The organism is Pseudomonas sp. ZL2, from assembly GCF_054788455.1.
Genome location: NZ_JBGOGX010000013.1, coordinates 46,760 through 59,453, shown reverse-complemented (window position 1 = coordinate 59,453; position 12,694 = coordinate 46,760). Strand labels below are relative to the sequence as shown.

The 12,694-nt window shown below is 61.9% G+C and carries 13 protein-coding genes; 5 read left to right on the top strand and 8 right to left on the bottom strand.

The window, feature by feature from the left end; translation table 11 throughout:
- Positions 1-98 precede the first annotated feature (98 nt).
- Positions 99-1,490, bottom strand: a complete 1,392-nt coding sequence (locus ABM562_RS12230) for an amino acid permease (RefSeq protein WP_460422104.1) — start codon at positions 1,488-1,490, stop codon at positions 99-101.
- Between the two features lie 63 nt (positions 1,491-1,553).
- Positions 1,554-2,588, bottom strand: a complete 1,035-nt coding sequence (locus ABM562_RS12225; protein ID WP_115087029.1) for a histone deacetylase family protein — start codon at positions 2,586-2,588, stop codon at positions 1,554-1,556.
- 119 nt (positions 2,589-2,707) lie between these two features.
- Here ABM562_RS12225 and ABM562_RS12220 point away from each other — a divergent pair, with 119 nt between their 5' ends.
- Complete coding sequence (locus ABM562_RS12220; protein ID WP_134062090.1) at positions 2,708-3,229, top strand: Lrp/AsnC family transcriptional regulator; 522 nt, start codon at positions 2,708-2,710, stop codon at positions 3,227-3,229.
- 66 nt (positions 3,230-3,295) lie between these two features.
- Positions 3,296-4,159, top strand: a complete 864-nt coding sequence (locus tag ABM562_RS12215) for a LysR family transcriptional regulator (protein ID WP_045196624.1) — start codon at positions 3,296-3,298, stop codon at positions 4,157-4,159.
- On the opposite strand, the gene ABM562_RS12210 is transcribed toward ABM562_RS12215, so the two are convergent.
- The 3 genes from ABM562_RS12210 to ABM562_RS12200 all read right to left on the bottom strand — a co-directional run bounded on the left by ABM562_RS12210 (position 4,133) and on the right by ABM562_RS12200 (position 7,543).
- Positions 4,133-5,293 carry an HPP family protein gene (locus ABM562_RS12210; protein WP_115087031.1) on the bottom strand — a complete coding sequence of 387 codons (1,161 nt, stop codon included), beginning with the start codon at positions 5,291-5,293 and terminating at the stop codon, positions 4,133-4,135. The genes ABM562_RS12215 and ABM562_RS12210 overlap by 27 nt on opposite strands.
- Positions 5,294-5,631: 338 nt before the next feature.
- Entirely contained in the window at positions 5,632-6,555 is a 924-nt protein-coding gene (locus ABM562_RS12205) for a hypothetical protein (RefSeq protein WP_233673674.1), read from the bottom strand.
- 292 nt (positions 6,556-6,847) lie between these two features.
- Positions 6,848-7,543: a winged helix-turn-helix transcriptional regulator gene (locus ABM562_RS12200; RefSeq protein ID WP_134062096.1), complete on the bottom strand. Its 696-nt coding sequence runs from the start codon at positions 7,541-7,543 to the stop codon at positions 6,848-6,850.
- 103 nt (positions 7,544-7,646) lie between these two features.
- On the opposite strand from ABM562_RS12200, the gene ABM562_RS12195 reads away from it, so the two are divergent.
- Both ABM562_RS12195 and ABM562_RS12190 read left to right on the top strand, forming a co-directional pair.
- On the top strand, positions 7,647-8,588 hold the full coding sequence (locus ABM562_RS12195; protein ID WP_460422101.1) for a carbon-nitrogen hydrolase family protein: 942 nt from the start codon (positions 7,647-7,649) through the stop codon (positions 8,586-8,588).
- Positions 8,589-8,659: 71 nt separating this feature from the next.
- Entirely contained in the window at positions 8,660-9,094 is a 435-nt protein-coding gene (locus tag ABM562_RS12190) for a GFA family protein (protein WP_115087035.1), read from the top strand.
- 53 nt (positions 9,095-9,147) lie between these two features.
- Here ABM562_RS12190 and ABM562_RS12185 read toward each other — a convergent pair whose 3' ends face one another.
- Together ABM562_RS12185 and ABM562_RS12180 are read right to left on the bottom strand one after the other, a co-directional pair.
- Positions 9,148-10,239: a DUF3616 domain-containing protein gene (locus ABM562_RS12185; RefSeq protein WP_460422099.1), complete on the bottom strand. Its 1,092-nt coding sequence runs from the start codon at positions 10,237-10,239 to the stop codon at positions 9,148-9,150.
- Positions 10,240-10,381: 142 nt separating this feature from the next.
- Positions 10,382-11,437 (bottom strand): alpha/beta hydrolase family protein, encoded by a 1,056-nt coding sequence (locus tag ABM562_RS12180; RefSeq protein ID WP_460422097.1) that lies wholly within the window; start codon positions 11,435-11,437, stop codon positions 10,382-10,384.
- A gap of 269 nt (positions 11,438-11,706) precedes the next feature.
- Between ABM562_RS12180 and ABM562_RS12175 the strand changes: the two genes are divergently transcribed.
- Positions 11,707-12,258, top strand: coding sequence for a P-loop NTPase family protein (locus tag ABM562_RS12175; protein WP_346617516.1), 552 nt, complete (start codon positions 11,707-11,709; stop codon positions 12,256-12,258).
- Between the two features lie 12 nt (positions 12,259-12,270).
- On the opposite strand, the gene ABM562_RS12170 is transcribed toward ABM562_RS12175, so the two are convergent.
- Positions 12,271-12,693 (bottom strand): MerR family transcriptional regulator, encoded by a 423-nt coding sequence (locus ABM562_RS12170; protein WP_134062102.1) that lies wholly within the window; start codon positions 12,691-12,693, stop codon positions 12,271-12,273.
- Position 12,694: the final 1 nt, after the last annotated feature.

Here is a 12,694-nt window from a genome sequence, read left to right as displayed (position 1 = left end):
GGAACAAACTCGGGGCTTGGGGGGGTTCGTGACGGCTTGCCCTCCTGCTGGGCAGTTCTTTCTCACCCGTTTGGGGGGGGGGGGTTTTTCCCCCGCGATTACGCACGAACCACCACACCCCTGCCCTGCACCCGCCAGTACGCCAGCGCCAACCCAACAAACCACAACGGCATCACACACAACGCCAAGCGGGTGTCCGGCTTCAGTGCCAGCAACGACAGCACAAACAGCAGGAACCCCAACGCCACCCAGGCCATCACCACCCCGCCGGGCATCTTGTAGATCGAGCGCGCATGCAGATCCGGCCGTGCGCGGCGATAGCACAGGTAGGCGACCAGAATCGTCGACCAGGTAAAAATCACCAGGATCGCCGAGATGGTCGAGACGATAGTGAACACCGTCATCACCTCCGGGAAGATGAACAGCAGCATCACCCCGAACAACATCAACAGCGTCGAAAAGCCCAGGCTCGCCAGCGGCACGCTATTACCGGAAAGACGCTTGAACACCCCCGGCGCATTGCCCTGACCGGCCAGGCCGAACAACATCCGGCTGGTGGAGAACACCCCGCTGTTGGCCGACGAGGCCGCCGAGGTCAGCACCACGAAGTTGACGATCCCTGCCGCCGCGGGAAACCCCGCAACCAGAAACAGCTCCACAAACGGGCTCTTGTTCGGCGACACATGGGCATATGACGTCACCGCAATAATGCACGCCAGCGACACCACATAAAACAGGATGATACGGATCGGGATGGCATTGATCGCCTTGGGCAGTACCTGCTCCGGCGACCTGGTTTCTGCTGCCGTGGTGCCGATCAGTTCGGTACCGGCAAAGGAGAAAATCGCGATCTGGAAGCCCGCGAAAAAGCCGCTGATGCCATGCGGGAACGCTGCTTCGGACTGGAACAGATGCCCCAGCGACGCCGTCACCCCGGTGGGCGAAACAAACGAGGTCGCCACCAGCACCACACTCACGCCAATCAGCGTCAGCACGGCGATGATCTTGATGATCGCGAACCAGAATTCCACCTCGCCGAACAGCTTCACTGTCAGTACGTTGAGGGCGAACAAGGTCAGCATCATGCCGACTGCCGGTATCCAGGCCGGCAGATCCGGGTACCAGTGCTGGAAGAAACCGCCGACCACCACCGCATCGCCCACCACCGCCACGCACCAGCTCAGCCAGTACGACCAGCCGAGAAAGAACGCCGCCCGCGGGCCGATGTAAGCGCCGGCAAAATCGGCGAACGACTTGAACTTCAGGTCCGACAGCAGCAACTCGCCCATCGCCCGCATGACGAAATACAGAAAGAATCCGATGATCATGTAAATCAGCAGAATCGAGGTGCCGGACAAGGCGATGACCTTGCCCGAGCCCATGAACAGCCCGGTGCCGATGGCGCCACCGAGGGAAATCAACTGAATGTGGCGGTTGCTCAGGGTGCGCTGCAGCCCCCTGTGCCGGGGGCCGTGGGTCACTGGTTTCATAGCTCAATCTCTTGGTTTTTGTTGTCGAGTCGAGGCAGTAAGGAAGCAATCTTTTTTTGTTGTTCAGGCGCAAGCGCCTTCGAAGCCCTGCAGCACGTTCACCGCATTGATGCCGATTTCATCAACCATGTAACCGCCCTCCATCACGAACAGCGTCGGCACCCCGACTTTGGCGATGGCTGCACCCATGGCGAAGTAGTCCTCGCTTTCCAGCAAAAAATGGCTGATGGGGTCGTCCTTGAAGGTGTCGACGCCGAGGGAAATCACCAGCAGCTCGGGGGCATAGGCGCGCAGGCGCTGGCAGGCATCTTCCAGCGCCTGCTGATAGGCGGACCAGCGGGTGCCTTTGGCCAGCGGATAGTTGAGGTTGAAGCCTTCGCCTGCGCCGCTGCCTCGTTCACTGGTCGCGCCGGAAAAATACGGGTACGACACCGCCGGATCGCCATGGATCGAGGCGAACAGCACATCGCTGCGTGCATAGAAAATGTTCTGCGTGCCGTTGCCGTGGTGAAAGTCCACATCCAGCACCGCCACCCGTTTGGCGCCGAGGGTCAGGCTATGCTGGGCGGCGATGGCGGCGTTGTTCAGATAGCAGTAGCCGCCCATGTATTCCCGTGCGGCGTGGTGCCCCGGTGGCCGGCACAGGGCAAAGGCGCTGTGCTGGCCTTCGTTGATCAGGGCCAGGCCGGTCAGGGCCAGGTCGGCGCTGGTTTTCACCGCCTGCCAGGTAGTGGCGGTAATCGGTGCGCCGGCATCCATGGCGAAAAAACCCAGCTTGCCGTCGATGAACGCCGGTACCCGGTCGTTGGCCAGATCACGCACCGGCCACACCAGCGGCAAGGCGTCGTGGCTGCGACCGATGGCGGTCCATTCGCTCCAGGCATTTTCGAGAAAGGCGACATAACGCTCGCTATGCGCTGCGACGTAACAGGCGCGGTCGAACGCGCGCGGCGAGACGACATCGCCCAGGCCAGTGAGCCTGACCCGTTCGCACACGGTATCGGCGCGGCTGGGTTGTTCGAACGAAGGTTTGAGCACCCCGTCCTTGAGTTCGGTGCCGTGGTGCAGGCGGTGGTCGGGGCTGAAGATGGTCAGCATGGCGCAGGTGCCTTGATCAGTGGGTGTGCAAATAGCCTATTCCGACGGCACTGATCTTTTTTTGCTTTATCTTCTCGTCGTGTTAGCGTTTTGAGGCGAATTATCCCCTTGAGGCAGCCATGGCGAAAAAATCATCCAGAAGCGTCACCCTAGACGACACCGACCGCGCCATCCTCGCCTTGCTCCAGGCGGACGCGAGCATGTCCAACGCCGAACTCAGCGAGCGCTTGTCATTGAGCCTCACCCCCTGCTGGCGCAGGCGCAGGCGTCTGGAAGAAGAAGGCGTGATCAAGGACTACCAGGCCAACCTCGACCGGCGTTTGCTGGGTCTGGAAATCATGGCCTTCGTCCAGGTCCGTTTCGCCACCCACAGCGACCAGGCGCCGGATGATTTCGAAGCGGTGGTACTGCAACTGCCGGAGGTGATCGCCTGCCACAAGATCACCGGCGATGCCGACTACCTGCTGCAAGTACTGGCCACCGACCTGGACGCCTACAGCGACTTCATCGAGCAGGTGCTGCGCCGACAACTGGGCATTGCCTCGATCCAGTCGAGCCTGGCCCTGCGCGAGGTCAAGTCCACCCACCGCGTGGCCATTCCTGGATGCAGGAGCGGGCTTGTCCCGCGATCTAGTGCCTAGTACTTGTCTCGCCCCAAACCGGTGCAATACCACTAGAATAAGCCACCCCAGAACCAGGCTACCCCCATGGATATCGAGCTGGCCCGCACCTTCCTTGAAATCGTTCGCACCGGCAGCCTGGTGTCCGCCGCCGAGCGCCTGCACGTGACCCAGACGGCCATCACCGCCCGGGTACAAAAGCTCGAACAGCAACTCGCCTGCCAGCTGTTCATCCGCAGCCGCAGCGGCGCCAGCCTCACCGCCGACGGCGAGGCCTTCGTGGTTTACGCCAACCAGCTGGTGCAAACCTGGGAAGCCGCGCGCCGCGACCTGCCCTTGCCCGAAGGCTGCCACCAGGTGCTGCACATCGGCGGCGAAGTCAGCCTCGGCAACCCCATGGTGCTTGGCTGGGTCAGCGCCCTGCACCGGGAAATGCCCGGCCACGCCATTCGTAGCGAAGTCAGCGACGGCGAATCCTTGCTGCACAAAGTGGAAATGGGCGTGCTCGATGCCGTGCTGGTCTACCAGCCCACCTACGGCCCGGGCCTGCAGGTGGAGCAGTTGATGGAAGAAAAGCTCATCCGGATCCGCCGCAAGGACAAACCCGAGCCCTACGTGTACATCGACTGGGGCCAGGCCTTCCGCCGCCGCCACGACGCCGCCCTGCCCGAATGCGCGCGCCCGGCACTGAGCTTCAACCTCGGACCGCTGGCGCTGCAGTACATCCTCGAACACGGCGGCAGCGGCTACTTTCGGACCCGCGTAGTGCAGGCATACCTGGACAGCGGCGTGTTCGAACGCGTGCCGCAAGCACCGGAGTTCACCTACCCCACCTACCTGGTGTATGCCCGCGAGCGCGACAGCGAGGCATTGCAGCAGGCGTTCAGGGTGCTGCGCGAGGTGGTGGCCGGTGAGAGTGACTGGTCACAGCGCTGGGATCCGGTGATCTGAGCGCGCCACCTCACTCAACAACTGTCGCTTGAGCCCGGCAATCAGATCCGTCTGGGTAATCACCCCCACCAGCACCTCGCCGTCCATTACCGGCAAACAATGCAGGCCCTGCTCGCTGAGCAACGGAATCAGCGCCACCGCCGGCTCGTCACTGCGCACGGTGATCACCGGCCGGCTCATGATCTGCTCCAGCAGCACCTTGGGCCGGCGCCCGAACAACCCGCGCCAGCTGAAACGCCCCAGAGTCATGGCCGGGCCGACCAGGTCAGTCAGGCTGACAATCCCCACCAGCCGCCGCGCGTCATCCAGCACCGGCAAGGTGTGCAAATGGTGGCTCGACAACAGCTGCCAGGCCTGCTGCAAGGTGGTCTGCGGCGTCGCCAGCTGCACGTCCCGCGACATCACCGAAGCGGCGGTAATGCCGCCCAGGCTGCGCTTGAGCGCGTGTTGCTCGGTGGCCATGATGATGCGTTCGAGCTCATCGCGGGTGACGTCGACAAACTCGCCGAGCTCTTCCAGCGCCTGGTCAAGGTCCTCGCCACTGACCCCGACCCGCTCACCCGGCAACACATCGGCGGTGTGGTGCAGGTCTTTGCGCGGCGCGGCGGTTTTCGGGTAGCGCACCCCGGTCAGGCGGTTGTAGATCACCGCAACCGCTACCAGTACCAGGGCATTGAGCATGATCGGCTCGAACACCTGGTCACCCAGCGCCGCCAGCGATGAGTCCGCCAACACCACACTCACCGCCACGCCGCCACCCGGCGGGTGCAGGCAGCGCAGCAGGCACATCACCAGGATCGCCACGCCCAGGGCCAGCGCCGCGACCCACAAGGCCGAACCAAAGCAGTGATGCAGCACCAGCCCCACCGCTGTCGCGCTGGCATAGCTGCCAACAAAGGGCCAGGGCTGCGCCAGCGCCCCGGAGTGCACGGCAAACAGCAGCACTGCCGACGCCGCCAGCGGCCCGAGCAGGTGCAGTGCCACTGTCGGGCCAAAGGCCAGGCTGCAGGCAAAACCTGCGAGAAACAGACCGAGCAACGCACCGACACCTGCACGTAGCCATTCTTTCGGGGGGATGTTCAGAGAGGCCGGCAGCAGCCGGCTGAACCAGTTGTTCAGACCGCGGGTAGACATGGGTAAATCGGGCACCTGGGCAGTAAAAAAAGCCCGGCCAAAATGGCTGGGCTGAGTATTGCGAGGGGCAATACCAATGGGCTCCGTCCGTGGAGATGGAATTTTTTGGGTGTTGCGTGGGCGGGGATTTTGCCGGGGTTGGGCTGGCGGGTGGTAATTCAAAAAAGTGAGGGGTGGCTGCAGTTTTTTTGAGGGATGGCGCGGGAGTACAGGTGTCGGCGGCAAGGCCGCCGACATCGCCTGGCAATCAATGCATAAACAGTGCGATCAGGATGATCACGGGAATAGGCACACCCAACATGAACAACAGTAGCGAACGCATGATAGTTCTCCTCGGTTCAACGGACTCGGGCGTTGATATAGTCATCGACCGGCATCACCGCATCGCGACGGCGGCCACCATAGGTTGCGGCGAGACTGGCGAAAAATGCCCCGCACAACAAAGCGATGAACATCCACAATGCCGACACCGCAGCCACCTTGCTGGCGGCATCGGCCGCTTCACGGGCAACCCTTTTGGCGTCGTCTATTGCCTGACGCGCCTGGGCGAACACCTCGTCGACCCGCTGCTCGGCTTGGGCCGGGGTCAGGTTGGTGCGCTGGCTGACCAGTTGCGCCAGGTACAGTCGGTCTTCGGCCTTAAGCTGCCCGCCGCTGCGCAACGAGCGAGTCATGATCCGGGTTACCACCCCCTGGGTTGCATCCTCATTGACCGCTACAGTGCTATCGCCACGAAAAAGGCTGTCGACAAAGTAGCCATAGGGGTCGCTGTCCGTGGTGCTAGCGGCAGCCGACGCTGCTGACGTGATGCCGCCTGCGGCGCCCGCTGCAACTTGAGCACCTGCCTGCACCCCACCGCCCACGATACTGCTGACCGAACCGACCACCAGCGTTGCCGTTACCAGCGTGGCAACGGCCCATGCCAGAAAGCCATGGGCCGTATCGCGAAAGTAAACCTCATCACCCTGCACGCTCGCCCACTTGACCCGCAGGCGACCCGCCAGGTACCCCCCCAGGCCGGAAGCGATAATCTGGGTCAGCGCCAGCCAGACAATCGTGGATATTCCCAGGCTCTTGGCGCTCATTCCGTCGCCAGGCCACGGAGAAACGGCCGAAAAGCCCAGCCCAAAACCGAGCAGTACCAGTATCAGCGACAACGCCGCCGCACCTGCCGCGCCTGCAAAAATTGCCGGCCATGACACGCCGGAGCGGTTTTCCACTTCGGCGATGGTGGTCGAGTGGGTTTCTGATGTTGTAATCATTGTTTTTGAGCTCCCGTGAGGAACATCGAATGTTCAGTAGAACGGGTGCATGCCCTGTGCCAAGCCTGCTCAATTGGTAATGCCTGTGAATTCAATATGTTGCAGCGATTGCAGAGCATTCCCATCATGCAAAGTGCATGATCGGGAAGCCGCTAGCGGGTGTTCTGCATACCCGGGCAGCGATTTGCAGAAACTGCTGTGGGTGATGGGCAGCCAAGGGGTGTTGGCGAGCAGTCGTGACAGGCTGCTAACGGCCAGAAGCGGACGGTCGAACGCTTACCTTTCTCGATGGCTATTGCACAGGCTGGATTGCAGCGCTCCGGGTACCGGCGAACGCACTCGTGCCAAGCCAGCGCCACAAGTTTTCCGCATCCTGCTCAGCGCCGTCTACACGCAACTCCCGCGACTGAAGCACCTCCCTGGGTGTGCGGTCGCCTGTCCACACTTCGGTCAACGCGCGCACGCTTGAGTCCACGACGAGCGTGAGTTCGCGTCCCGGGTCGTCGCGGCACAGATCTGCCACACCCTGTTCGACCACCAGCCACCACGCTTGCTCGCCGGAGCGCGCGTCTCGGAACCTGAAGTGGATGACCACCGACCGGGACGGGAACAGCTCGATGCGCGCAAACCGGCGCACGTCCCACATGAGCAGGCCCGCGTCGAGTTCGTTATCGCGAAGGCGACTCCCTATCCAGCGCGCCCCCCAATGGCCTAGCGCCATTATGATGGGGCGCAAATCCTCGCCTGCCTCGGTCAGGCTGTACTCCCAGACTTTGCCTGCGGCCGTGCGATGTACGACACCGATAGCTTCCAAGTGGCGCAGCCGCTGTGCCAGCAAGCTGGTGGACATCCGTGGTACGCCGCGGTGCAGTTCATTGAAGCGCTTGCTGCCGCATAGCAGCTCGCGCACGACCAAAGGCGTCCAGCGCTCGCACAGTGCTTCGGCACCGCGCGCGACCGTGCAGAACTGACCGTAGCTTTCATCCATCGCCTGTACTCCGCAACTACAACGCTTCAGATTCTGAACTAGCCTCGTGCCTTCGACGCGTGCACGCTGAAACCTGTGAAAGCCACCGCCTCAGGAGAACGCCATGACCAAGATAGCCATTATTCAGCGTCCGCCCGTGCTGCTCGATCGCAGCGCGACCATCGCCCGGGCCGTGCAATCGGTCGCTGAGGCCGCGGCGGCGGGCGCCTCGCTGATCGTTTTGCCCGAATCGTACATTCCAGGTTACCCGTCGTGGATCTGGCGGCTGGCGGCGGGAAAAGACGGGGCTGTAATCGGCCAGTTGCACACGCGTCTGCTGGCCAACGCCGTTGATATCGCCAACGGCGACCTGAACGAATTGTGCGAGGCCGCCAGCGCTAACGCCGTGACAATCGTATGCGGTATCAATGAATGCGACCGGCGTAATGGCGGCGGCACGCTCTACAACAGCGTAGTCGTTATCGGTACGAACGGCGAAGTGCTCAACCGGCATCGCAAGCTGATGCCAACGAACCCCGAGCGCATGGTCCATGGTTTCGGTGATGCGTCAGGGTTGCGTACGGTCGATACACCCATCGGGCGCATTGGTGCGCTCATCTGCTGGGAAAACTACATGCCCTTGGCGCGCTATTCTTTGTATGCCCAAGGAGTGGAAATCTACGTCGCCCCCACGTACGACACCGGCGAGGGCTGGATCAGCACGATGCGTCACATTGCACTCGAAGGTCGATGCTGGGTGCTCGGCAGTGGCACCGCGTTGCGCGGCAGCGACATTCCCGATGACTTTCCGGCGCGCACGCAACTGTTTCCCGATCCGCAAGAGTGGATCAACGACGGCGACTCGGTGGTGGTCAACCCGCAAGGCCGGATCACAGCCGGTCCATTACACCGAGAGGCAGGCATTCTGTATGCAGACATTGACGTGTCACTCGTGGCGCCGGCGCGGCGGGCGCTTGACGTCACCGGGCACTATGCGCGCCCTGACATTTTCCAGTTGCAGGTGCGACGCACGCCGGCGACAGCGGTGCGCTTCACCGACGGATGAAGCTAACCGACCCTCAGGCGATCCATTCCCACTTCAGCGATGTGTGTAGCAACTGATCAAGGAGTCATTCCATGAGCATTCAAAAGTCTTACAAGGGCAGTTGTTTTTGCGGCGCAGTCGAGTTCACCGTCAGCGGTGAGCCAGCCGCAATGGGCTATTGCCATTGCGAGTCGTGTCGACATTGGTCAGCCGCGCCGGTCAATGCCTTCACGCTGTGGAAACCCGAGGCAGTGCAAGTAACGCGGGGGGCTGAGAACATTGGCACTTACAACAAGACACCGCAGAGTTTTCGCAAATGGTGCAAGCATTGCGGCGGGCATATTTTCACCGAACACCCGGGGATGGGGCTCATCGACGTGTATGCCGCCGTCATCCCGGATTTCGCGTATTCGCCAGGCGTTCACGTCCACTATCAGGAGACCCACCTGCGCATCAAAGACGGGTTGCCCAAGCTGAAGGATGTCCCTAGCGAATTAGGCGGATCGGGTGTCAGCGTGGACGAATAGCGCTAGCACGATAGTGTGCGGCGCTCCGACCTTGCCTGGCGAGTGCGCCGCCGTTAATCGAGGGTAAACAGGTCCCCTTCGACACTCCGGTCACCGTGTTTACGACGCTGCGCGGCAGCGTCGTAAACGATCAGCAAAAGCTCCCTGCTCTCCTCAGCCGATTTGAACAAACACATGCCCTCTGCATGGTCGTCGCCTTTGCCGAACGGCGCCTCCAGCACCGTCTCCAATTGATCGGCGAACACCACCTGCTCTTCATCGGCTGCGAAGCCGCCGCGCCAACGGAACACCGTGACCGGGCCGTCCAGGTCCATGGTCGGCCCCGCCAGAATCAGCAGGTCGTCGCCGCGGGTGCACAGGTCTCGCACCCCCAGGCCATTGAGCGAAAAAAAGTGTTTGCGGTAGCGACGCCCACCCGGGCCGATCTTCTTCAGCACCAGGGTGTCGGTCGAGTCGCCGTCGGCTTCGGGTTCGATCTCCAGCAGCACGGTCCAGCCGCGCAGCACTGGCCCCCGAAGCCCCAACAGCAGGCGCGAGCCGATGACGGCCAAGCCTTCAATGTCGAAACCGTTGTCTTTGCCCGGGATGCGCAGAAAGTCGCGTAGCTGATCGTCCTTGGCGATTTCCGCGGTCAGGTCGTTGCCGAGCGCGTTGCCATGCAACTGCGCCGCCGTACGTCCATCGCCATCCACCTTTTCGGCGAGCTCATAGCGGTCGTTCTGCTGCACCACAGGGAGACGCGCCAGCAGAAAGCGATTGCCGTCAGCCTCTACGGTCGACAGGCGCTTGATGTTCTTCTGCGCGGATTTGTCGGCATCCGCCTTCTTGCGCTTGAGGCTATGGGAGCCGACGACCCAGAGATACCCCCCGTCAGGGGCATAGGCCAGGCCCTCGATGTCGATCTCGGCGTCTGGATCGGGTATGGGCAGGCTCAGGTATTCCATGAGCGGGAAGGCGTGGTGCTCATCGCACATCACAGCCTCGCCGGGTGCTGCGGACTGGATGGTCAGGCGTTCCAGACTGGTGGTTTCGTCGTTGGCCAGCCACAGCGTGTCGCCGATCTGCAGGGCAACCGAAAGGCCGTCACGCAATGACGCAAATGCCGGATCAAAGCGCAGCATCACGGTATTGCCTGGCTTGCTCATGGGTGCTCTCCTGCCTTGAGGGGGTGACGCGAAGCTGGGTAAAGGCTAGTGGTTACCCGTCAACAATCAAGGCTATTCGCCAGGTTCCCAGCCTGCAGTGCAGGCTTTGTAGACAAGCACCGCCCCCCCTAATACTGATGGTTTACAACATGTCCTCGCTGTTGCCAGATGACTGCGTCAGAAACTCAGTGATCAGCGAGGTAATCTGCTGCTGGATCAACCCACGTGGGCGGCCGTTGTCGCCATCTCGGCAGATGATGCCATCGCCTGGTACTGCTTCTTCGAGCACTGCCACCGCACCAGGTTTACACACCGACATGAAGCTGAAGTGGCTTGCGTCGCTGATTTCGACGTAACGGCTTGACGCTTGGGGCAGGCGTTTGGCCAAGTTGGCGGACTCCAACTGAGCGGGGAGCTCTTGCGACGGTACGCCGGCAGCGATCACTAGCGCTGGTACCGGCAGCGCCGCAAGGCTTTCATCGGTCAGCCCGCGTGAAAGGCCCAGGTCCAGTGTAACCACCGCAGTGACGCGTTTATCGCGCAAATCACCGGCCAACCCGGCCTTCAATGCTGAAGTGCTTTCGGCGTTCATCTGTTGATAAACGGTGCAACTGACCAACTGCGGGTGGGCTTTGCAGTCACGGTCAAATCGGTCTGGGTCGAAACGAGCCCCGACGATCTCCATGGCGGTCCAGCCACCCAGTGAATGGCCCACTACCGCAATTCGGCGCTCCGCGACCTGGCCAAATTTTTCAGGTTGAGTCGTGACCGCTTCAATGGCTCGGCTCAGATCCACGGGCCGTTGCCATAACTGCGCCGCTGCTTGAGGGCTACGGTCACGGCTAGTGGTGCCGGGGTGGTTGACCGCGGCGACGATGTAACCCTTGTGGGCCAGCGCACTGGCAAGCCAGGTCTGGTTGCCCCAGTTGCCCCCAAAACCATGGGAGAGCACTACCAATGGGTGTTCGCCAGCAGCCGGTGGCGTGTTACGAACGGCAGAGGCACCGACAAACACTGCATTATCGGCGATCAATTGCGTGGTGGCGGTGGTTGCACTGGGGTACCAGACGACCATCTCCAGCGTGCGATTATTATGCGTGTCCAGCAGCGTGGAGGACTGGAAGCCAACCGGGTTATCGTCAGCGAATGCGCTGGCAGTCAGGCAGATCAGAAACAGGGCGCCGAAAGCTGTTTTCAATGTTGTTATCTTCCTTGATCGGACAAGCGCATAGCATTCTGAAGCGGGCTGTTGGGCCCCTCTCGCATGCGGTCGAAATCCAATGTTGAGCACAGGTGCGTTGCACGGACATTAAAGCCCATATTCGCGCCGACGTGCATGGGACTTTCATCGTTAGCGCAACGGCATCACACCACCACAGCGGCGATGGCGTGCCGCCAGTCCTTGTTTAATTTCCCCGGCAAAACCGGCACAATCGCCGGCTTTTTTTCCCGACAAGGTAGTCCCTCATGCAACGGATCGTCATTCTGGGCAACGCTGGCAGCGGAAAGTCCACCCTCGCCCGCGCCCTCGGCAAACAACTGGGCTTGCCGGTGGTGCACCTGGACAGGCTGTTCTGGGAACCCGGCTGGGTCGAACCCGATGCCGAGCAGTTCCGCTCGCGGGTGCGCGAGGCGGTGTCGCAGGACACCTGGGTGTGTGAAGGCAACTATGCGCGACGCACGTTTGACCTGCGCCTGCCCCGGGCTGACCTGGTGATCTGGCTGGATACGCCGCGCCTGACCTGCTTGATGCGGGTGATCAAGCGCAGTGTGTTGAATCGCCCTCGGCCTGACCTGGCGGACGGCTGCAGCGAAAAGCTCGACCGGGCGTTTCTGACTTTCTTGAAGTTTGTCTGGACCTTCAATCGCGGTTATCGCCCGGGGATCGAGGCGGTGCGCGAGGCCATCGGCCCGCAGGTACCGGTGGTGCATGTGCGCGGCAGCCGCCAGATTGCGGCATTTGTCGAAGGGTTGCCGGCTGGCGCGGTTGGCGCAGAGGGGCTGCAGCGTCAGCGCTGATCCCCAAAGCATTCACGCCTGCCCCGCTCGCCCCTGTTCCAGCAGCCGTTCCATCAGCATCCTGGCATTGTCGGTGCAGTCGCGGTCCTCGGGGCGGTTTTCGATACTGTCGATGGCCACCAGCAACTGCTCGCGGTTCTGCGCCAGTTGCGCTTGCAGTACTTCGATCTCGGCGACCTTGCGCTTGAGCCCGGCCAGCAGCGCGTCATGCTGCCAGCCGTCGGCATTGGCCGGCAGCAGCTGACGAATCTCCTCAAGGCTAAACCCTGCGCCCTGGGCGCTGGTGATGATCTGCAGGGTCCACAGCGCTTGCGGGGCGTAGTCGCGATAGCCGTTGGCCTTGCGCACCACCGATCTGATCAGGCCGCTGGTCTCGTAAAAGCGAATTCGCGAGGCACTCAGGCCGCTGCGTTTCGCCAGTTCTCCTATTCTCATA